The sequence below is a fragment of the Acidobacteriota bacterium genome (assembly GCA_018001935.1).
In the GTDB taxonomy this organism is placed as follows: Bacteria; Acidobacteriota; JAAYUB01; order JAAYUB01; family JAAYUB01; genus JAGNHB01.
The window spans coordinates 1-21,786 of the sequence record JAGNHB010000024.1; the positions used below are offsets into that span (position 1 = coordinate 1).

At 69.2% G+C, this 21,786-nt stretch carries 13 protein-coding genes and 1 pseudogene; 4 read left to right on the forward strand and 10 right to left on the reverse strand.

The window, feature by feature from the left end; genetic code table 11:
* Positions 1-538: 538 nt before the first annotated feature.
* Entirely contained in the window at positions 539-928 is a 390-nt protein-coding gene (locus KA419_10790; protein MBP7866427.1) for a hypothetical protein, read from the reverse strand.
* A gap of 227 nt (positions 929-1,155) precedes the next feature.
* On the opposite strand from KA419_10790, the gene KA419_10795 reads away from it, so the two are divergent.
* Positions 1,156-2,463 carry a hypothetical protein gene (locus tag KA419_10795; GenBank protein MBP7866428.1) on the forward strand — a complete coding sequence of 436 codons (1,308 nt, stop codon included), beginning with the start codon at positions 1,156-1,158 and terminating at the stop codon, positions 2,461-2,463.
* Between the two features lie 339 nt (positions 2,464-2,802).
* On the opposite strand, the gene KA419_10800 is transcribed toward KA419_10795, so the two are convergent.
* The 5 genes from KA419_10800 to KA419_10820 all read right to left on the reverse strand — a co-directional run bounded on the left by KA419_10800 (position 2,803) and on the right by KA419_10820 (position 8,758).
* Positions 2,803-4,749 (reverse strand): VCBS repeat-containing protein, encoded by a 1,947-nt coding sequence (locus tag KA419_10800; protein MBP7866429.1) that lies wholly within the window; start codon positions 4,747-4,749, stop codon positions 2,803-2,805.
* 31 nt (positions 4,750-4,780) lie between these two features.
* Positions 4,781-5,518: a hypothetical protein gene (locus KA419_10805; GenBank protein MBP7866430.1), complete on the reverse strand. Its 738-nt coding sequence runs from the start codon at positions 5,516-5,518 to the stop codon at positions 4,781-4,783.
* Between the two features lie 302 nt (positions 5,519-5,820).
* The gene (locus tag KA419_10810; GenBank protein ID MBP7866431.1) at positions 5,821-6,051 is read right to left on the reverse strand and encodes a helix-turn-helix transcriptional regulator; all 231 of its coding nucleotides are present in this window, start codon (positions 6,049-6,051) and stop codon (positions 5,821-5,823) included.
* Positions 6,052-6,059: 8 nt separating this feature from the next.
* Positions 6,060-6,722 (reverse strand): DUF2975 domain-containing protein, encoded by a 663-nt coding sequence (locus tag KA419_10815; protein MBP7866432.1) that lies wholly within the window; start codon positions 6,720-6,722, stop codon positions 6,060-6,062.
* Between the two features lie 248 nt (positions 6,723-6,970).
* On the reverse strand, positions 6,971-8,758 hold the full coding sequence (locus tag KA419_10820) for an ABC-F family ATP-binding cassette domain-containing protein (GenBank protein MBP7866433.1): 1,788 nt from the start codon (positions 8,756-8,758) through the stop codon (positions 6,971-6,973).
* Between the two features lie 417 nt (positions 8,759-9,175).
* On the opposite strand from KA419_10820, the gene KA419_10825 reads away from it, so the two are divergent.
* Entirely contained in the window at positions 9,176-9,886 is a 711-nt protein-coding gene (locus KA419_10825; GenBank protein MBP7866434.1) for a hypothetical protein, read from the forward strand.
* A gap of 15 nt (positions 9,887-9,901) precedes the next feature.
* Here the strand turns inward: KA419_10825 and KA419_10830 are convergent, their stop codons facing one another.
* The 4 genes and pseudogenes from KA419_10830 to KA419_10845 all read right to left on the reverse strand — a co-directional run bounded on the left by KA419_10830 (position 9,902) and on the right by KA419_10845 (position 20,362).
* Positions 9,902-11,326, reverse strand: a complete 1,425-nt coding sequence (locus KA419_10830) for a hypothetical protein (GenBank protein ID MBP7866435.1) — start codon at positions 11,324-11,326, stop codon at positions 9,902-9,904.
* A 457-nt stretch (positions 11,327-11,783) separates the two neighbouring features.
* Positions 11,784-14,348: pseudogene (locus tag KA419_10835) on the reverse strand (DNA gyrase/topoisomerase IV subunit A).
* Between the two features lies 1 nt (position 14,349).
* On the reverse strand, positions 14,350-16,227 hold the full coding sequence (locus KA419_10840; protein ID MBP7866436.1) for a type IIA DNA topoisomerase subunit B: 1,878 nt from the start codon (positions 16,225-16,227) through the stop codon (positions 14,350-14,352).
* A gap of 382 nt (positions 16,228-16,609) precedes the next feature.
* On the reverse strand, positions 16,610-20,362 hold the full coding sequence (locus KA419_10845; protein ID MBP7866437.1) for a tetratricopeptide repeat protein: 3,753 nt from the start codon (positions 20,360-20,362) through the stop codon (positions 16,610-16,612).
* A gap of 607 nt (positions 20,363-20,969) precedes the next feature.
* Here KA419_10845 and KA419_10850 point away from each other — a divergent pair.
* Positions 20,970-21,545, forward strand: a complete 576-nt coding sequence (locus tag KA419_10850) for a hypothetical protein (GenBank protein ID MBP7866438.1) — start codon at positions 20,970-20,972, stop codon at positions 21,543-21,545.
* A complete protein-coding gene (locus KA419_10855; GenBank protein ID MBP7866439.1) occupies positions 21,532-21,747 on the forward strand; it encodes a hypothetical protein in 216 nt (71 codons plus the stop codon). Before KA419_10850 ends, KA419_10855 begins: the two co-directional genes overlap by 14 nt.
* The last annotated feature ends 39 nt before the right edge of the window (positions 21,748-21,786 follow it).

The following is a 21,786-nucleotide window of genomic DNA, read 5'->3' on the forward strand; positions in this document are numbered from 1 at the left end:
TGCTTTCTGTGATGTTACAGAACCGAACCCTCTTCGACATCAACCGAATGAATGGAAAGAACATCCAGGCAGATAAATCGTCGGGTACCACCCGACAATTTAGTGCTTGACATTACGTGGGAAGTCCCAAGATACTCCCACCGGCGCTCCGACGGCCTCCGCGCCGCACTCCCCATCGGTCCATTCAGATTGAACTGACGGGGTTCGGGCGTGCGTCGGGTGGGGGCGATCTTCATCCCCGTCAGGGGATGAATCTGTGTAGAACCGGCGGGAGTTTTGGTCTGTCCCCGCCTCGCGCGCCGCCGGGGGTGGATCGTGCCGCGGGGCGCCATCTCGGGCCGGCGGCGCGCGGGGCGGAGGAAACGTGGCCCCCCCAAAGCTACAAATGTTCGCCCCCTACGGGGGCGGGGCCCGTCGACCGTGGTGCGAACGCTGGTGACCCGCCGGGCTCTTCAGAAACAGATTCGCAACACGCACAAAAACAGAGGGTGCGAAATGTGGTTTCTGGCCGATTGGGCGGCGAGGGCGCCGGCCCGGGTTAGAGGCGGGCGCGGATGCCCTCCGCCGCTTTCCGGGGGGACATGATCCCGAACTGGAAAAGGAGCGTTTCCCCCGATTTCAGCCGGATCTCCAGCGCCTTCTGGAAAAAGGAGCGCTTGAGGACCGCGGCGTCCCCGATGCCGCCGAAGGGGATGACGAGGTGGTCGTCCAGCGTTCTGAAAGGTTGCGCGTGCGAAAGGCGTAAAAACGCCCTGTTGATCAGGGTGGCGGCGTTTTCCTCCAGCGACAGGCCCGCCTGGAAGTGGACGGCGGCGTTGGTCAGGTAGAGCTTGCCGGTGATCTTGGCGGAGTTCGGGGACGGGTCCCCCACGAAGACCGACCACTGCCCCAGGATCGACTCGCCCGGCTGCAGCCAGGTCTCGGCCATGGTTCCCTCCTTGCCCGAAAGCTCGGGCCCCGGATGCACCAGGGGCCCCACCCTCAGGATAGCGCGCGGGGCGGCCGGCCGCAACCATTTCGACGGCGGGCCCGCGCCCTTTTCAAACGGAAATCGACGTCTTGCGGTCCCCGTGCGGAAAATCCTGCACGCCCCGCGTCAACCTGGGCGACAATGAACGGGAGACGACATCCTGTTTCGACGGGGAGGAGACGATCATGAAAACGAGGCCAGGAACAGCCGGTCGGGACCGGGTCCCGGGTTTTGGGGCGGCGCTTTTCGGCCTGTTCGCGCTGTGGGCGCTCGGGGCGCCCCCGGCCGGGGCGGGGCCGTTGCCGAGCCCGCCCCCCGGGGAAGCGGCCCCGGGTTTCGAGGGGCGCTGGGACACCACCTACGGCCCCATGACCCTCGTCCGGGACGGCGACCGGGTCACCGGGTCCTACGTGTTCGGCGAGGCCCGCTGCACCCTCGAGGGGACCGTGGAGAAAGGGAAGTTCGTTTTCACCTACCGGGAGCCGTCCGCGTCGGGGGAAGGGTGGTTCGCGCTCTCGGCGGACGGGACGTCCTTCGCCGGCCAGTGGCGGGAACGGGAATCGGAGGCCTGGTTCCCCTGGACGGGGCGGCGGGGGGACGGCGCCGCCCGGGGGTTCGAGGGGCTCTGGGACAGCCGATACGGGCGCATCCGCCTGGTGGGCGAGGAGGGGAATCACCTTCGCGGCTGCTACGCCGCCCCCGACGGGTCGTCGTCGGAGGGGACCCTGGAGGGCGCCCTGGACGGGCGCAGGTTGAGTTTTCGCTACACCGAGGCGATGGCGAAGGGGGAGGGCTGGTTCGAACTCGCTCCCGACGGGTCGGGATTCACGGGGAAATGGCGGGCGGACGGAAGCGACAGATGGTCGGCGTGGGACGGCACCCGGGTGACGCCGGTCGCCGGCCGGAAGTGGCTGGTGGTGGTGGAGGCGAACTGGGAGCCGCGCCTGGGGGAGCGCGAGTACAGCTTCGGCGCCATGCTCAAGGCGTTCTTCCAGCGCTCGCCCAACGTCCGGGTGCGGCACCGCTTCTTCCGGGACGAGGCGGACGTCCGCTGCTGGCTTTCCGACGTGGCCTACCTCGCCGAGCCGGTGGTGGTGGTCCTCTCCAGCCACGGGCAGCCGGACGGCGTCCCCGCCGGCGGGGTGACCCTGGGCCCGAAGGTGTTCGCGGAGGCCCTGCGCTTTGCCCCGAACGTGGAACTGCTTCACTTCGCCTCCTGCCTGACCCTCAGCGAATCCTTCGGACGAGACCTCCTGGGGCGGCTGGCGCCGGGGGTGTCCTTCCCGGTTTCCGGCTACGCCACCTCGGTGGACTGGGGGGCCAGCGCCGTGCTGGAATTCCTGTACTACGACCTGGTCCTGGCCCGCGACCTGGACCCCGCGGAGGCCGCCCGGCAGCTGAGGGCCCTCGTGAGCTTCGCCGGCGACCGCGACGTGCCCGGCGCCCCCTTCGCCTCCGCCGGTTTCCGTTTCCTGCCGCCGAAACGGAAATGACGGCCTGCAGGAGGTTTGCGCGGCCCCATCGCGATAGCGGTCCGCGAGAATGATCCGCCGGCGCCCCCGGAACCGATCACCAGCCCCCTCCGCCTTTCGACAAAATGCCCGGGGAGATGAACCCCGGCCCCCTACCGGTTTCCAATATCTTGAAAAACGCCGCGGGAAAACCCGGGTGTAAACTGTTCCGGAGGGAAATGCCCATGACGCGATCGTTCCTGGGGATGACGGTGGGCAGGACACAGATGGGCGGGAACGAGGTGGTCTGCATCCTGCGCCGCCCGGCCCGGTGAAACGAGCCGGGGAAACGGACCCGGGCCGCCGGGCGAGGGTCCGGCTTCACTGCCCCCCGGCGAAGAGGGCATGGTTCTGGGTTTTCCACGCCGGGTCCACCGTGCCGAGGGAGGCGCTGCCGGCATAGCCGCCGGCATCGACGTACCAGACCCCGAGGGCGCCGGCCGGGGCGTGCCGCCAGAGGACGTCGCTCCGCCGGTCCCCGTCGAAGTCGCCGATCCCCGCCACCTGCCAGTCCGGGTCCGCGATGCCGCCGAGGTAGCCGGCCCCCTTCACGCCCGCCGCGTCCATGAACCACAGGGACAAATCGCCGGTGTTCTCGTGGCGCCAGAAGAGGTCCGCCCGGCCGTCGCCGTCGGCGTCCCCCAGGCCGATCACCTTCCAGGCGGGGTCCACCGTTCCGAGGCCCAGGCCGCCCCGGTAACCGGTCTCGTCCACGTACCAGACCGAGAGTTCTCCGGTGGGGGCGTAACGCCAGAGGAGGTCCCCCTTCCGGTCGGCGTCGAAGTCGGCCACGCCGGTCACCTTCCAGTCGGTGCTGTCGACCCGGCCGATGTTCCCGGGGGCGCGGTAACCGTTCCCGTCCAGCAACCAGAGGGACACGGTGCCGGACGGGACGTGCCGCCAGTAGAGGTCGGCCCGGCCGTCGCCGTCGGCGTCCGACAGCCCCCCGATCTGCCAGTCGGACCCGACCGCCCCCAGCCACGTGTCCCCGAGGCAGCCGGACGCGGACTCGAACCACAGGACGAGGTCGCCGGTCGTCCCGCTCTGCCAGAGGATGTCCGCCCGGCCGTCGCCGTCGATGTCGCCGAGGCCCGCCACCCGCCAGTCGGGCCCCGGGGCCGAACCGGCGAAAAAGGAACCGGTCACGCCGGCGGGGGCGAGGAGCCAGCCCGACAGGGCGCCGGAGGTGTCATTCCGCCAGAGGACGTCGGAGACGTCGTCGAAGTTGAAGTCCGCCACGGCGGGGTCGAGGGTCTTGACCACCACCCCGGCGTCCGCCGGCGTCAGGGCGCCGAAGGTGGCCGTCACGGTAAGGTCGGCCGGGGCGGCGGCGAAGGAAAGGTCGTCGAAAACGGCGAGCCCGGCCGTGGCGGTCCTTACCGGGGTCCCGCCCAGGGTCCCCGCGGACGGGGTGAGGGTGACCTCGCCGGTGTCGGCGGTCCGGTTGCCCCAGGGGTCGGCGGTCTCGACCCCGAAGGCCGGCCAGGTCAAGCCGGTCGTGACGGGCGTGACCGGCGGCGGCGACCAGCGGAGGCGGCTCGCCGCCGCGGGGCCCACCGTCACCGCCAGGGCGCGGCCGGGGTCGCTGCCGGTGGACAGGCTCCCGTCGTCGGCCTGGACCACGGCGGGCCCGGCCTTGTACAGCGTGAGGGCGGCGGTGGCCCGCCCGTCCGTGAACGTCAGGACCGTGCCGCTGCCGAAGGGGACGTCCGTCCCGTTCCTGTCGGTGACGGCGGGAGGCGTGACGGGGTCGGGCGAGGCGGCCGCACCGGAGAAGACCAGGGTCTTGTCGCCGGCGTAACCCGTGGCGGTCTTCCCGTACTGGTTGATGGCGGTGACGGTCAGGGCCCCGCCGGCCCCGGCGGTCGGGTTCGCCGCCCCGGCCAGCGCCAGGTGGTGCGGGTCGCCGGGGACGCCGACGGCCTGGATCACCACCGTCGGCGTGTAGTACAGGCCGGGGCAGGCGGAGGACGGCTGGAAGTCGATCACGGCCCGGAAGCCGTCGCCCAGGGCCGCCAGGGCGATCTCGAAGGCCCGTTCCTCCGTGGCGGCGTCGGCGCCGACGACGAAGACGGCCTGGTCGTTCAGGCCGCCTCCGCTCACCACGAGGCAGGGGTGCCGGGAGCCGTCGCAGAAGCTCTGCAGGGAGATCTGGCGGAGGGTCACGAGCCTCCAGTCCGCGGCCGAACAGGTGCCGGGCGTCGCCGCGGCGGACCCCACCGCCACGGATGCCCAGAGAAGAAAGCGTCGCGCCGTCAGGGTCCTCATGGTTTCCGCCTCCCGGTTCCAGTGCCCGCCCTCAGGGGACGGGGATGTCCTGAAGGGCCACCGTCGGGGTGAAGTAAACATCCGGGGTCCCCGAGAGCTGACGGTTGACGACGGCCCGCCGCCCGCACCGAAGCGCGGTCAACCCCAGGCGGAAACCCCAGTCGTCCAGCGTGGCGCTCTCACCGAGGATGTAGATGTTGTAGTAAGACGAACCATCCTCGGTCACGGACAGGCAGGGCCGATGGACGCCGTCGATGTAGTGCAGGGTCTGGACCTGCAACACCGTCACCGCACGCCAATCCGCGGCGGGCGCCGGACGAACCGCGGCGCCCTGGCCGGGGGGCCCGACGACGGCACCGCCGATCCCTGCCGTGACGGGCGGTGGGGCCGGAGGGGCCGGCAGGGCGGCCGCCGTCCCTGGCCGGGCCCCGGCGACGGGGACGTTCTGCACGGCGAAGAAGGAGGAGTAGCAGGGAGAAGTGCCCTGGAGGTCGATGACCCCGTAAAATCCCTTTTCCAAGGCGGTGACGGCCATCCGGAGCATCTGCTCCTCCTCGGCGGTGGTGGACCCGATGAGGTAGACATCGGCTGGTGACGGGAGGTCCGGGCCCGTGACATAGACGCAGGGATGCGTGACGCCGTCGGTGTACATCAGGTAACAGACCTGCAAAACCTGGACCAGCTTGAAGTTGGCGCTCGACAGGACGACCCCGGACGTCAGGGCGATCACGGCGGCCACCAGGAGCGATCTCGGCCGGGTTCGGTTCATTGTGTCCCCCTTCGCTGGCGGAATTCGGCAAGGCATCGGCCAATCCAGGCCCGGGTTTCAGTTTTCAATCGAAAACAATTATAGGCGCACCGGTACGGACGTCAAGCGGAAAGGGGACGGTCCCCGCGCGCGGTTCCCGGCTTCCTGAGCAACGGGGACCGGCGAAGCCCCCCGAACCGTTCAACCGTCCCCCCCGGCCGGGGGGAGCGGTTTTCGAATCCGACTTCGGCCCTGTTCTCCCGGAGGTCCGGGTGGGAATCTTGTCCACAATCCCATCCAATTGCTTCCCGACGGGTTCGCACTCAAGGCGCCGGGTCGCCCCCGGGGTCGTCCCGCCGGTACTCCAGCAGGTCGCCCGGCTGGCAGCCCAGTTCCCGGCAGAGGGCCTCCAGCGTCGAGAACCGGACGGCCCGGGCCTTCCCCTGCTTGAGCACCGACAGGTTGGCGAGGGTGATGTCCACCCGTTCGGCCAGCTCGGTGAGCTTCATCTTCCGCTTGACCAGCAACAGGTCCAGGTTCACGAGGATGGCCATCGCGCCCCTCACACCGTCAGGTCCTGCTCCTCGCGCAGGGAGACGCCGCGCCGGAACGCCTCCGCCAGCACCAGAAGCACCAGCCCCGCCAGGACGATCTCCGGGCGCACCTCCGAGGCGAGGAAAGCCCACGGCAGCGAGGCGCCCTCCACGGCGATCGACCCCTGGAACGTCCAGAGAACCAGCAGCTTGAAACCGGGGTTGAGGAGGCCGGCAAGGAGGAGGGCCCAGCCGGCCCGGAAGAGGCAGCGAGGGCTCCCCGCCTCGAAGAATCGCCCCTCGCTGAAGTGCTCGAAGAGGTTGGCGAGCTGGATCACCACCACGAAGTAGAGGCCGAGCGACAGGAACAGGCCGAGATAGAGGGTCCCCACCACGAGGCGGGGGATCCTCCGGTAGCGGTAGGAACCGTAGACGGTGTCCAGCTCCAGGCGGGCCGAGCCGTCCCGGGTTTCCACGACCGGGGGAGCGGCCCCCGCGCGAGGCTGGTCGATTTCGTACAGGTTGTCGATTTTCAGCGGGAAGAGCGTGAATTTCGCCAGGTCGTCCGCGTAGCGCAGGGAGAGCGCCATCCCGCCCAGCAGGCAGACGCCCCAGAGGAGCCCCGCCCCGAAAAAGACATGAATGAACCCCTTGACGATCCGCGGCAGCGTCACCAGCCCGGGTTTTGACATTGGAAACCTCCTCGCCGTCCTTTGAGGCCAGTATCGGCGAGAATCAGCTGATTGTCAATAAGAATTTATTGATTTTCGATAATTTTTTATCGCAAGTCGGGATGATTGGCCCTTCAACGTAAAACCGGGGCCAAATCGCGCAAGATCGTGGAGCCGCTCGCACGAAAGCTCCGGCGGGAGCATGATCTGCGGCTCCTGCCGTCTTCCTTGCGAAAATGTTTGAAATGGCGCCTTCCGGCAGAAGGTGCCTACGGGGCGCTGCGCTTTGCGTCGAGCTCGGCCCAGCGGGCGTAGAGGCGGTCGACTTCCGCCTGCGCGGAGGTCGCGGCGTGGTGGAGGGTTTCCAGGCGGGCCGCGTCGGAGGCGATGGCGGGGTCGTGGAGTTCGTCCGTCAGCCGGGCCAGCTCCGCCTCGGCGCCCTCGATGGCGGCCTCCATGGCGTCCCACTCCTTCTGCTCCTGCCAGGAGAGCCGCCTTGCCGGCCGGACCCTCACGGGAACCGCCGCCGCGGCCGCTTCGGCCGTCTCGCGCCGGCGGGCGGCGCGCCGCTCGCCCCGGTCGGCCTCGAACTGCTCCCGGTCGGCGTAGAGGGCGGCGCCCCCCTCGCCGTCGAGGCCCATCACCGCCGTGCAGACCCGGTCCATGAGGTAGCGGTCGTGGGTCACCAGGACCAGGGCCCCGGGGAAGAGCAGCAGGTTCTCCTCGAGGACCTCCAGGGCGGGCAGGTCCAGGTCGTTGGTGGGCTCGTCCAGGAGCAGCACATCGGCGGGGCGCAGCATGAGCCGCGCGATGAGGACCCGGGCCCGCTCGCCGCCGGAAAGGCTCCCCACGGGCTGCTCCAGCTGTTCCTCCCGGAAGAGGAAGCGCCGGGCCCACCCGATGACGTGCACCGACCGCCCCTGGTACACCACGGCGTCGCCGTCGGGGGCCAGGGCGCGCTTGAGGGTCCACGCCGGGTCCAGTTCGTCGCGGTGCTGGTCGAAGTACACCGCGCGGAGGCCCTCCGCCCGCTCCACGGTCCCGCCGTCCGGCTCGAGCGCCCCCGCCAGCAGGCGCAGGAGGGTGGTCTTCCCCGACCCGTTGGCCCCGGCGAGGCCCAGCCGGTGACCGGGAGCCAGGGCGAGGGAGAGGTCGCCCACGACGGTCCGCCCGCCCAGGGATTTCCGGAGGCCGCGGGCCGCCAGGAGCCGTCGGGAGCGCCGCTCGGTGGCCGTGAAGGCGATCCGGAGGGCGGCGCCCTCCCGCCGGCCGTCCATCTCCGCCAGGCTCTCCACCAGGTCGCGGGCGGCGTCGGCCCGCGCCTTCGACTTGGTGGTCCGGGCCTTGGGCCCCCGCCGCAGCCACGCCACCTCCCGTCGGACGGCGTTGGCCAGGGCGTCGCGCTCCCGGTCCTGCGCCCGGAACCAGTCGTCCCGCTTCTCCAGGAACGCGCTGTAGTTCCCCGGGCTGCAGAATAGGCCGTCGGGGTAGGCGGGGTTGAGTTCCATCAGGTGGGTGGCGGTGTTCTCCAGGAAGTAGCGGTCGTGGCTCACCGTGACGCTGGCGAAGCGCGCGGAATGGAGGACGGACTCCAGCCACTCGATCCCCTCCACGTCCAGGTGGTTGGTGGGCTCGTCCAGCAGCAGGAGGTCGGGCCGGGAGGCCAGGGCCGCGGCGAGGGCGAGGCGCTTGCGCCCGCCGCCCGAGAGGGACGCCGCCGGGGCGTCGGGGTCGGGCAGCCCCGCCTGGCCCTGGAAACGTTCCGCGTCGCCGGGCTCCCGGGCCGCGGCCTCCAGGACCGACCGGACGGTGGCGCCGTCCGGGAAGGCCGGCTCCTGGGCCACGAAGGCGGCCCGCGCCAGCTTCCGGCAGGCCACCTCCCCCGCGTCGGGAGGCTGACGCTGGGCCAGGATCTCCAGGAGCGTGCTCTTCCCCGCGCCGTTGGGCCCAATCAGGGCGTGCCGCTCCCCGTCCGAGACGGTGAGGGAGAGGTCGCTGAAGAGCGGCCGCGCGCCGAACTGTTTCGATATCCCGTTGACGGACAGCAAAAGGGCCATGGGGTCTCTTTCGGAAAGCCTCGATTTCCTGCCGGCGGCAAGGAGGTCTATCTTAGACCGGATCCGGCGGCTGTCAAGCCTCGATACCGCTTTGGGCTCCCGGGAGAAATCGGATGACTTGCGGCGAAGGGATCGCGCAGGGGGAAGGAAACCCGGCAGGATGTAAAGTCGGTTCCCGGTGGTCCCGGACGTCCCCTGGAGATAGCGGGGGTAGCCCCTGATCCGCCCGTCGGCGACGTTGACGCCCTCCCGCCCAAGGGTTAATCGAAATCTCCGCAGTCCGTAAAGCACTTTCTGAAAAGTGACACGGTCGTAAAAAGCCCGGATGAGTGTTAAACTCTCGTCCGGCACCGCAGCGTGTGCGGCGGGGCTCCCGGCCGCGCCCGCCTGCGGCCAAACCACCCCGAGGAGGGCGACATGAACGACCCCGACCGGATCGCGCCGGGCGACGACCTGGCCCACATCGGGCGGACACGCTCCCTGACCAGTCACCCGCCTTCCACGGAGGGGTCTCCTTTCCCCCTCGAGATCGTCCAGGGGCCGGCCCGATCCGACTTGGGGACCCTCGTGGTCCCCGGCCTGGTCCGGAACCTGTCCGACCGCTGGGTCGCCGTGTCCCTGCGGGTGCACCTTTACGACGGGGGCGGGCGGGAGCTGAATGCCACCCTGTCCACCGGGCGGCCCTTCACCGCCACCCCGCTCAACTTCACCCTGCCGCCCTTCGGCAGCGGCCCGTTCCTGGGGGTCACCGACGAGTCGGACGTGGAGGGCCTCGCGGCCTCCTGCCGGCTGACGGTGTACAGCTGCGAGGAGGCCCGGCGGCGACCGCGGGCGGAACTGCGGGACGTCGTCATCGAACTAGGCGACGACGCCCGGGCCACCGGGCTTTACGTCAACACCGGGAACGAGGACTGCCTCTACCCTTCCGTCGTCGGGGCGGGGTACACCGCCGACGGGGCGCTGTTCACGGCGGACGTGACGGCGCTGGGAGACGACGAGGGGAACGCGCTCCCGGCCCTGCCGCCCGGCCAGGCCCGCCCCTTCGTCTTCAGCTTCTCAACCCTCCTCGAAACCGGCATGCTGACCCGGCTGGAGCTGGTGCCCGGCTACGATTCGAAGACCGTGTGATGGGTGAACCCCGTCTCATGCCGGGCCATTCGACGGGGAAACGGGCCCGGGGTCGAGCGGGCCCCTCCCCGGTGACGCCGCCTCCCAGGCCTCCCAGAACGGGCCCCCCAGGGAGTGGATACGGATGTGGCCGCGCTCGGAGAGGGAGTTGAGGATCTTCGTCCGCTCCTTCTGGTACTGGCCCATGGGGTAGAAGTCGAGGATCCCGTTCTCGAAGAGGATGGAGGTGCAGCGCTCACAGGGCTCGATGGTGGTCACCGAAACCGTGCGGATCGACCGGGGGCGGTGCTTGCGCGTCACCTGGCGATAGAAGACCTCCCGAATGGAGGCGTCGTGATAGTAGCCCTGGTAGCAGTCGATCTCGGCGCACGGCGAGTAGCACAGGCGGTCGTCCTTGGCCCCGTAGCGTCGCTTGTTGCAGAAGCTGCGGTCGCAGCTCCAGTCCATCAGCCCGCTCTTGAACCCGTTGTACCCGACGGAGCGGATCTTTCCCGGGGCATTGTTCCCGCCGTCCCCGGAGCGCTCCTCCTCCTCGTCGTCGTAGAGGTCCAGCAGGACCGCGCCCACCTTGCGCTTGAGGCAGTTGGCCCGCAGCCGGGAGAGGATGGCCACCAGGCCGGCGAACTCGATCTCCGGGACCTCGGGGTGGATGCAGACCCTCCCCTGGAAGGGGTTGGACCACGGCCCCGCCCCCGGGTCCCCGTCCTCGACGGTCTGCGAGAGGTCCTCCGGGGACCAGAAGCCCTCCGGGACCCTCGCTTCGGGGGCCATCCGGGCCACCAGGGAGCGGTAGTCCCAGAAGCCGTTGGGCACTTTCTCCACCCGGGGCCGGTCCCCCATGATCCGCAGCACCTCCCGCTCCACCGGCCCCAGGGAGCCGTGGTAGTACAGGATCTTCCCGATCTGCCGGTTTTCCCCCTGCAGGAGCAGAAAGCGCTGGGGCGCGCGCAGGGTCAGCAGCACGCCGCCCCGGGTCATGGAGATCGGGAAGTTCAGCAGCAGGGAGGAGCCCGTGATGTACTCCGTGCCCATCTCCCGGCTGTTGTAGTCGAAGCCGAGGATGTGGCTCTGGTCGCCGCCCGAGAGCAGCACCGCGGCGTCGCCCCGGGGCGATCGCTTCGCCATGGCGAAGAGGATCAGCATGAGCAGCTCGATCTTGCTGGGGCGGCCGATCCGGTTCCAGGGCGTCGGGTCCGGGTCCTGGCCCACGGCGCAGCGCTGGTGGTAGGGAACGATGCCCCCGAAGGCCTCGAGGGCGTGAAGGGTCTGGTAGATCTCCTCGCGGGCGGCCTCGTAGCGCGACCCCGGCGCGAGGCCGCAGAGCATGCGGTAGCCCTCCTCGTTCTGCCGCTGCAGCAGCTGGTGGAAGGGGTAGTAACCCTGTTCGTCCAGGAGGGCATTCATGTCCCGGAACGGGTCGGCCTTTTCACCGGTCGTCATGGTCACCTCGCCTGAAGTCATTGTCGGGCGGCAACCGGGTACGTCCGCCTCGCCGCTTTGAAACCGGAGCGCCCTCGCGCTTCGCCCCGCCTGCCGCCTCCGGTTGCCCCGCCCGCTCCCTGTCCTTTCCGTCCTTTGGGTCGTTTTGGTCCTTTCGTCCTTTAGCGACCGCTCGAGGCCGCTCGGAGACCCGCCCCCCGGCACCGGGGCAACACCACGCAGCGCTTCACCCCAGGGAACCTCACTCGTCCAGGGGGAACAGGGAGAGCTGGTGGGGGTGGGCGGCGGGGTGCGGCGCCTCCGCCGCCGCCGGTTCTTCCGCCCCCAGGTCCTCCGGCGAGGGTGCCGCGCTTGCCCGGGGCGCTTCCGGGGCCCTTGTTTCGGCCGCATCGGGGGCACCGGCAAGCGCGGGGTTTTCGCCTTCGGCCTCCGTCCCGAACTCATCGCCACCCGGCAGTCCGTCCTCATCGGGCCCCGTCGGGGCTTCCTCGACGGGGAGCGGCTCCAGCGGGAGGACCTCCTCGACAACGGCCGGGCTGAGGCGCCGGCCGTGGGCCTTCCAGCTCTTGACGCCGATGAAGCCGGACAGCTCGACCTCCTCCTCGACGCCCGCCTTGCGCCCGCCGAAGACGAGCCTCACCCGCGGGAAGGCGTCGCCGGAGACCGTCACCAGCACGGACTCGGGGTGGTCGCCGATGAAGCGCACCAGCTTCTCGGTGGGCTCCACCGGGAAACGCTTGACGTAGTAGAAGCCGTCCTCGCCCTCCCGGTAGACGGCGGTGTACACCTTCTCCGGGTCGTACTTCTCGACGAGGGTGACGTCCGCCTCGTAGTGGTTGGCGAGATCGAAGTTGGTGGTGGTGTAGAGGCCCGACCGCGTGAAGGCCGCGATGCGGTCGTCGCCGGAGAAGTCGCCCAGGAGCCGGCCGCGGCCGTCGGCGTTGAGGCGCACCACGTCCGGGTCGAACCAGATGGGCCGGCCGCCCAGGGTGGAGACCCCGGTCTCCTTCAGGGCGACCCGGGCCACCGGGTGCTTCGTGACCAGGTTCCCCCTGGACGCGCGCCCCTTGATGGCCACGGCGCTGAAGTCGACGTTGAAGTGGAGTTTTCGCAGCAGCGGCTGCGGCTTGAGGGAGACGGTGACGGTCTCCGCCTCGCCGTTGGCGTTGGCGGTGAGGTAGAGCACCTGGCTCCCCGGCGTGCCCTGGCCCAGGTCGTACTCCTTGTCCCGGGTCACGCCGGTCACGGCGAAACGCTTGATGAAGGCGGGGCCGGTCTTGCCGTCCCGGTAGATGGCGTTGTAGATGGTCCGCTCGTCGTTCTTCTGGAAGACGCCCACGTGGACGATGTCCGGGCCGACGAAGGCCTTCTCGGCCACCTTCGTCACCACGTACCGTCCGTCCTTGAGGAAGACGATGATGTCGTCGAGGCCCGAGCACTCGGAGACGAACTCGTCCTTCTTCAGGCCGGTGCCCACGAAGCCTTCCTTCCGGTTCACGTAGAGCTTCTCGTTGGCCAGCACCACCTTGGCCGCCTCGATGACGTCGAAGCCCCGCAGCTCGGTGCGGCGCTGGCGCCCCTTGCCGTACTTCTCCCGGATCCGTTCGTAGTACGCGACGGCGTACGCCACCAGGTGGCCCAGGTGGTGGTCGACCTGCTCCATCTCCGCCTCCACGGCCCGGATGTGTTCGTCGGCCCGGAAAGCGTCGTAGCGGGAGATCCGCTTGATCTTGATCTCGGTGAGGGCGGCGAGGTCCTCGGCGGTCACCGCCCGCCGCAGGCGCTTCTTGTAGGGCTCGAGCCCCACATCGATGGTCTCCAGGATGGACTCCCAGGTCTCGCACTTCTCGATGCGCTGGTAGATCCTCTTCTCGATGAAGATCTTTTCCAGCGAGGAGCGGTGCCAGTCGTCCTCCAGTTCCTCCCGGCGGATCCGCAGCTCCTGCTCCAGCAGGCGGACCGTGTTCTCCACGGAGATCTTCAGGACCTCCTTCACGCCCAGGAACCGGGGCTTGTCGTCGTGGATCACGCAGCAGTTGACGGAGACGGACACCTCGCAGTCGGTGAAGGCGTAGAGGCCGTCGATCGTCAGGTCGGGCGACGTCCCCGGGACGAGGTGGACCAGGATCTCCACGTTCTCGGCCGTGTTGTCGTCGATCTTGCGGATCTTGATCTTCCCCTTCTCGTTGGCCGCCAGGATGGAGTCGATGAGCGACGAGGTGGTCTTGCCGCAGGGGAGTTCGGTGATGACCAGGGTCTTCTTGTCCAGCTTGGCGATCCGGGCGCGGGAACGGACGCGCCCCCCCTGCTGGCCGTCGTTGTAGCGGCTGCAGTCGGCCAGGCCGCCGGTGGGGAAGTCGGGGAGCAGTTCAAAGGGCCGCCCCTGCAGGTGGGCGATGCAGGCGTCGATCAGCTCGCTGAAGTTGTGGGGGAGGATCTTGGAGGAGAGCCCCACGGCGATCCCCTCGGCGCCCTGGGCCAGCAGCAGCGGGAACTTGACGGGCAGGAGGACCGGCTCCTTGTTCCGGCCGTCGTAGGAGAGCTTCCAGTCGGTGGTCTTGGGGTTGAACACCGTCTCCAGGGCGAACTTCGAGAGTCTCGCCTCGATGTAGCGCGGGGCGGCGGCGCCGTCGCCGGTGTAGACGTTGCCCCAGTTGCCCTGGGTGTCCACGAGCAGGCCCTTCTGCCCCAGGGCCACCAGGGCGTCGCCGATGGAGGCGTCCCCATGGGGGTGGTACTGCATGGTGTAGCCGATGACGTTGGCCACCTTGTTGTAACGGCCGTCGTCCAGGCGCTTCATGGCGTGCAGGATCCGCCGCTGCACCGGCTTGAGGCCGTCCGTCAGGTGGGGGACGGCGCGCTCCAGGATCACGTAGGACGCGTAGTCTAAGAACCAGCCCTCGTACAGGCCGGCGATGGGGCGCAGGTGGTGGAGCGCCGCCCCGGGCGCGACGGCGTCGGCCGGCCCGCCGTTTTCGGGTTCGAGGGTTTCCAGGCCGCCGTTATCCAGTTCTTCGCTCATCTTACGCCGTCTCTTCCAGGGGTTTGACATCCGTGCCGTCCGCCTCGACCCGGTCTTCCTCCACCTTCAGGTTGTCGATGATGAAGACCTGGCGCTCCGGGGTGTTCTTCCCCATGTAGAAGTCCAGCATCCGGGCGACGGCGTCGTCCTTGCGCAGCACCACCGGCTCCAGCCGCATGGCGGCGCCGATGAAGTGCTTGAACTCCTCGGGGGAGATCTCCCCCAGGCCCTTGAACCGGGTGATCTCGGGGTTGGGGCCGCAGGCTTCCACGGCGGCGCGCTTCTCCTCCTCCGAGTAGCAGTAGAGGGTCCGCTTCTTGTTCCGGACCCGGAAGAGGGGCGTTTGGAGGATGTGCAGGTGGCCGCGCTTCACCAGTTCGGGGAAGAAGTTGAGGAAGAAGGTGATGAGCAGCAGGCGGATGTGCATGCCGTCCACGTCCGCGTCGGTGGCGATGACGATGTTGTTGTAGCGCAGGTCGTCCAGGCTCTCCTCGATGTTGAGCGCCGCCTGGAGGAGGTTGAACTCCTCGTTCTGGTAGACCACCTTCCGGTCCATGCCGTAGGTGTTCAGCGGCTTGCCCTTGAGGCTGAAGACGGCCTGGGTGCTCACGTCCCGCGCCGTGGTGATGGAGCCGCTGGCCGAGTCGCCCTCGGTGATGAAGAGGGTGGTGGCCATGCGGTCCTCGTGGTTGGAGTCGAAGTGGACCTTGCAGTCCCGCAGCTTCCGGTTGTGCAGGCTGGCCTGTCGGGCCCGCTCCCGCGCCAGCTTCTTGATGCCCGCCAGGCTCCGGCGCTCCCGCTCCGACTCCTGGATCTTCTTCAGCAGCGCCTCGGCGGTGTCGGGGTTGCGGTGGAGGAAGTTGTCCAGCTCGGTCTTGAGGAAGTCGCCGACGAAGTTGCGCACCGTCGGCCCCTCCGGGCCCATGTCCTTCGACCCCAGCTTGGTCTTGGTCTGGGACTCGAAGACCGGCTCCTCGATCTTGAGGGCAAGGGCGGCGATGGTGGAGGTCCGGATGTCGGCGATGTCGAAATCCTTCTTGTAGAAGTCGCGGAGCGTCTTCACGATCGCCTCCCGGAAGGCCTGCAGGTGGGTGCCGCCCTGGGTGGTGTACTGGCCGTTCACGAAGGTGTAGTACTCCTCGCCGTACTGGGTGCCGTGGGTCAGGGCGATCTCGATGTCGTCTCCCTTCAGGTGGATGACGGGGTAGAGGCCGGGGGCGCCCATGTTGGCCGTCAGCAGGTCCAGCAGCCCGTTCTTCGACTGGAACCGCCGGCCGTTCAGCTGGATGACCAGCCCGGCGTTGAGGTGGGCGTAGTTCTGGACCTGGGCCTCGATGTACTCCGCCAGGAAGTGGTAGTGCCCGAAGAGTTCGGGGTCGGGCTCGAAGACGATCTCCGTCCCCGTCGGCTCCCCGGAGGGCTGAAGGTCGTGCTCCCGGACCAGCTCGCCCCGCACAAACTCCGCCGCCTTGACCTGCCCCTCCCGGAAGGCCCGGATCGCGAACTCGGTGGAGAGCGCGTTCACCGCCTTGATGCCCACGCCGTTGAGCCCGACGCACTTCTTGAAGACCTTGGAGTCGTACTTGGCGCCGGTGTTCATCCGGGAGGCCACCTCCACCACCTTGCCCAGCGGCACGCCCCGGCCGAAGTCCCGCACCCGCACCGAGCGGTCGGCCACCGTCACCACGATCTTCTTGCCGAACCCCATCATGTACTCGTCGATGGCGTTGTCGATCACTTCCTTGACCAGGACGTAGATGCCGTCGTCGGGGGAGGTGCCGTCGCCCAGCTTGCCGATGTACATCCCCGGCCGCTTGCGGATGTGCTCCTTCCACTCCAGGGTGATGATGCTTTCCTCGGTGTATGCGAACTCCGTCATTCCCTCACTCCAGCCCTGAAGAACCGGGTTTCAACCACGAAATACACGAAATACACGGACAGGATCGACGAACACACAAACCGTGGCGCAGGCTCCAGCCTGCGCGGGTGGCAAAGGGTTTGCAAGTCGATGTTGGTGCATTTCGTATCTGTTGGCGAAACCATCGGGATTCGACACGGGGGTGGAACCGTCTCCGCCACGGCTCGGTTCCGCTGTGACCCGGTCGGGGTACGGGCGATTCCCCCGTTCGTTCGCGGTCACGCCACCCGCCCTGAAAACAAAAAGGTTGATTCAATCGGGCGATGACCGTCCGGCGCCCGCACACGAAATCCGGAGTATGGCAGAAACCGGGGATTTTCGAAAGGAAATTCCACGGGCCGGCTTAATCCCCGGCCCCGACCAGGACGAAGGCCGCCCAGTGGAAGGGGTGGGCGAAGTCCCCCTGCGCGGCCAGGTCCGCCTGGGCCCGCCGGAGCGCGTCGTCCCGGGGCACGCCGGCGAGGATTTCCCGGTAGAAGATCTGCATGAAGTGCGCGGTGGACGCGTCCGAGATCGGCCACAGGGAGACGACGACGCTTCGGGAGCCGGCATACAGGAAAGCCCGCGTGAGGCCCAGGATGCCTTCCCCGCCGCAGACCTTCCCCACCCCCGTCTCGCAGGCCGACAGCACGACGCAGTCGCTCTCGAGCCGGAGGTTCTGGATGATCTCCCAGGCCTGGAGCAAGCCATCGTTCGCGGTCCCTTCCGCGTCGGCCGGCTTCCCCGGCGAGGGGCTCAGGGCCAGGGCCGAGTTCATGGGGAAGTCCGGGTCCAGCAGGCCGTGGCAGGCGAAGTGCACGAACCGCGTCTCCCGGGGCAGGCCCAGGGCCTGCGCTTTCGTGGCGTCCGGCCCAAGGTGGACCCGGGCCCGGCCGCCGAACAGGCGGGCGACGTCCTCGATCTCCTGCCGCGTCCCGGGAAGGGGGCCCAACTGGAAACCCCGGGTCTTCAGGGCGGCCAGTTCACCCGGGGTGTCGCCGGGTTTTCCCGGGTCGGGATACACCGGGTCGCCGAGGCCGGCCCAGTTCAGCCCTTTGGACGGGGACCCGCCACCGGCGCCGGACCGCAGGCCGGCGTAGACCGTCAGGGACGCCTGCACGGAGAGGGGGCGCTGGAGCCCCAGCGGCCGGGAGGGGTCCAGGCGGGCCTTGCCCCGGGCCGGGGTCTTCCCCGGGATCAGCGTGGAGAACGGCAGCAGGTGGAGCGGGCCGTCCGGCAGCAGCAGGATCCGCTCACACCCGGCGATTTCACCGGCGACGGGCCCCAGCAGGAGGGAAAACAGCTCCCGGGACGCCGCCCGCCACTCCTCGGAGTCCGTATCCGGCTGGCTCACCGCCTCCCGGTAGATCATGACCCGGTTCCCCAGTTCCTTCCGCCCCAGCTTCAGCCGGACGCCCCGCAGTTCGTCGCCCGTTGCCTTCCCCCGGGGTTTCCGCAGCGTGAAGAGGTAGCTCTCCGTCTCCCCCACGGCGTAGGCGACCAGGAGGTCACCGGGCAGCAAGGCATCCCGCATGGCGTTGTAGTCCAGGGGCTTCGGGTACTGAAGGGCCGCCAGGCGCGGGGAGGCCTTGCGGATCTCCTCGGCCAGGGCGTCCTCCTTCTGCGGCAGCATCAGCAGTTCCGCCCGCCAGCCCTCGACCCGCTTCGGGTCCGTTTTCTCCCCGGCCTGGGCGAGCTTGTCGGACAGGTAACGCCGCCGGCCCGTCAACTCCCGCTGCCGCTCCAGGAGCGCCGCCGGGATCTCCCCCCCGAGGTCGACGTAGCGCGAGGAGACCATCTCCAGCAGGGTCCGCGCCCGCGAGCGCTCGAGGGTCTCCAGGGCGGTTTGCGGCCGCTGCGTGTCCAGGAGGGCCGCGATCAGGTCCGTGTAGAACTCCCCGGTGACGGCGGAAAAGGCGGTCTTCGCCGACTCGCCGCCCACCTGGGCGCGCTGGGCCTCCAGGACCTCCACGGCCCGGGCCTGGAGTTCGGCCGACAGCGAGAGGGCCCCCGCGGCCTTCTCCGTCCGGGCCAGGTCCCGCAGGCTCTCGGCCAGGGCGCGGCTGCCCGGCGCCAGGCGCTCCTGGATGGCCACGGCCTTGCGGAGGTTCTCCCGCGCGGCGCCGAGGTCGCCCTGCTTCCGGAGCACGTTGCCCAGGCCGTCGAGGGTGAGGGCCTCGTCGAGGCTGTCCGGCGCGTGGCGTTGCTTGAGGGCCAGCGCCTTGAGGTAGAGTTCCCGGGCGGACGCCAGGTCCCCCTGCGCGGACCCGATGGCCCCCAGCGAGTTCAGGCTCTCGGCCACGTCGAGGGTGTCCGGCACCAGGCGCTCCTTCACGGCCAGGGACTTGAGGTGGAAGTCCCGGGCGGACGCCAGGTCCCCGCGGTCAATGGCCAGGCTGCCCAGGTTGTTCAGGATGTAGGCCGCCTCGAGGCCGTTCGGTGCCAGGCGCTCCCGGATGGCCAGGGCCTTGAGGTAGTACTCCCGGGCCATCGCCAGGTCGCCCTGCTTCCGGGCGGTGTTGCCCAGGCTGTCGAGGCTTGCGGCCACGGCCATGCCGCCCGGCGCCACGCTCTCCTGGATAGCCAGGGCCCGGGCCTGGAGTTCGCTCGCGGAGGCGAGATCGCCCTGCTCTTTAACCACAAAGCTCAGGTCGAGGAGGCAGGAAGCCAACGTCAGGCTCTTCGGGGCCAGCCGCTCCTGGATGGCCAGCGCCCGGGTGCAGCACGCCTTCGCCGACTTCAGGTCGCCCTGCCTCCGGTACACGTGGCTCATGGCGGCGAGGCAGTGGGCCACGTCGAGGCTCTCGGGCGCCAGGCGTTCGCGGATGGCCAGGGACTTCCGATAGTATTCCTTCGCCAGGGGCAAGTCCCCCTGCTCCACCAGCAGGATGGCGAAGTTGGCCAGGGCCTGGGCCAGGTCGAGACTGTCCGGGAGCACGCGCTGCCGGATGCTCAGGGCCTTTTCGAAGCGCTCCCGGGCCAGGGCGAAGTCCCCCAGGAGCGTGTCCAGGATGGCCAGGTTTTGCAGGGCCTTGGCGGACAGGATGCTGTTCGGCGTCCGTTGCTCGTGGATGGCCAGCGCCCGGCTGAAGTACTCCTTCGCGGCGACCGGGTCGCCCATTTCGGCGGCCACGGCCCCCAGGTTGTTGAGATTCATGGCCAGGGCCGTGCTGTCGGGCGCGAGGCGTTCCTTGAGGGCCAGCGACTTGAGAAAGTACGCCTTCGCCGCGGCCAGGTCCCCCTGGGCATAGACCACCATGCCCAGGTCCTGGAAGCTGTTGGCCAGCAGGAGGCTGTCCGGGGCCAGGCGTCCCCGGTCGGCCAGGAGCTTCTCGGCCAGTTGCCGGGCCTCGGGGAGCCGGCCGCGGTCGTATTCGAACTGGAAGACCCACCCCATGAGGACGACCCGGAGGGGTTCGGACGCCTCGTCCGTCAACGCCTCCCCGGCCTGGGCGAAGGTCCGGGCGGCGCCCTCGAGGTCGCCGCCCATCATGAGCGCGCGGCCGAGGAAAATCGCGGAAACGCAGGCCCAGTAGCTCGTCCCGGGGGCTTCCCGCCCGCATCGCTCCAGGACTTCCTTCAACTCCTTCCAGCGGTGGGCGTAGAAGTGGGCCTTCCCCAGCTCGGTCCCCAGCCAGAAGGCCGCTTCCGGGAAGCCGGCCTGCCGGGCCTCCTCCGCCAGCGCCTCCCAGGCTTTCCGGCCCTCCTCACGGGTCTGGGCCTTCTTCAGCTCCCCGCGGGCGGCATAAAAGCGTCGCAGGCCCTCCTCGGAAAGGTCGGCCCGGAAATCGCACTCCCAGTCCCCCTGGGGCAGGAGGACCGTGAGCGTCTCCTCCCCGCGCTTCAGGCCGAACCGGGTGTCGCGCCCCTTCTCCCAGGCGAGGCGGTAGCCGAGGACCTCCTCCAGCCGGGTCGCCGCCACGCCGTTGATCGCGACCACCCGGTCGCCGGCCTTGACCCCCGCCCGGGCGGCCAGGCCGTCCGCCTTGACCGTGTCGATCACCGCGAGCGGGGACCGCACGAGCGGCTCCGGCGTTTCCCCGGCGACGCTCACCCCGGCCCCGGCCAGGAGAAGAACCCAAACCACCGTTCGACCGAAGCGATTGCCATTTTGCATGATTCGCCCCCATCCGTGCTTCCGGGACCGGGGTCCCGCCCGTGGCCCGCCGGCAGCCGCACAGCGCGTTCCCCGGCATGCTCCCGGTTCCCCGGCCGCGCGAGCCAGTGCTTACCTTACACCATCGGGAAGTCCGCTGCAACCGCATGCGTCACAGGGTGTTTGACTCTCTTCCTCGACGTCCTGGCAATCCTTCTTCGGAATCGGAACCTCGGCGTCGATGTCCCCGGGGCCGGGGATCGCCACCCTGCGCGGCCTCACCCCGCCACCGGGTCGGCGCGCAGGCTAACCTCCTCCGGTGGGCCCTCCAAACCCGACCTTCCGCGCTGCCTCGTGACCGAGTCGCTCCCGATGGAAAAGGTGCTGCATTTCCAGGGACAGAATCGCCCCCTTCCCCTCGAAGACCCCGGCCAGGCAGCCGTCCTTCTCGTCCGAGGACAACCGGCCGATCCACGCCCGGACCGCTTCCGGGTCCGGTTCGACGTTCGTCCGGGGCGGCTTGGTGTCGAGGAAAGCCCGGGTCAAAGGCCCGACGGGCGCGAAAGCCTTTGACTTCCCTCGCGGTCCGGGGGTATGCTCCTCCTGAATTTTCCCTCCGGAGCCTCGCATGGAAGATCGGATTCTGAAGATCAAGCAGACGGCTTCCCCGCTTCGGCGGCAGCTCCTGGTGGTGGCCCTGATCACCCGTGAACTCCGGGAGCGGGGTGAGGCGCCGCCCGTGCTGATCGGGGGGTGTGCCCTCGCCTATTACACCCGCGAGGTTTACTTCACGGCCGACATCGATCTGGCCTACCCCTGTTCCACCGCGTTCGACGAGGTGCTGGACGACCTGGGCTTCCGCCGGGAAGGCCGTTACTGGGTCCAGGAGGAGTGGAACGTCGCCGTGGAGTGCCCCGCGGCCGACATGGCCGGGGAGGACGCCCCGCGGGAGGAAGTCGACCTCGGGGAGGGGTTGAGCCTCTGCGTCATCGGCCTGGAGGACCTCCTGATCGACCGGCTGAACGCCTGGGTGCACTGGAAATCGGCCGTGGACCGGGAGATGTTGCTGGTTCTGCTCCGGCGGTACGGGAAGGAACTGGACTGGGAGTACCTTCGGGTAAAGGCCGGGCGGCCGGAGAACGACGTCCGGGACGAACTGGCCCGCCTGGAGGCCGCCGCGGAGGCCGCCGATGAGAATCCGTAAACGCACCTTCGAAGAAACGTCCCCGGTAGCGGACCTTCTTCTCCGCCAGGCGATGGGCCTGGGCCGCTACCGGCACGTCCGCCCCCGGGACCCGGACAAGGAACGCATCCTGGTGAACCTGGCGCTCCGGATCATCGCCGAGCGGGAGAAGGACGACTTCATCCCCCTCGGGCCCCGCCGCCGCCGCGTGCGGATCGACTGACGACCCCACGACGGGGCGGGCCCTGGCGAAGCCACCGGG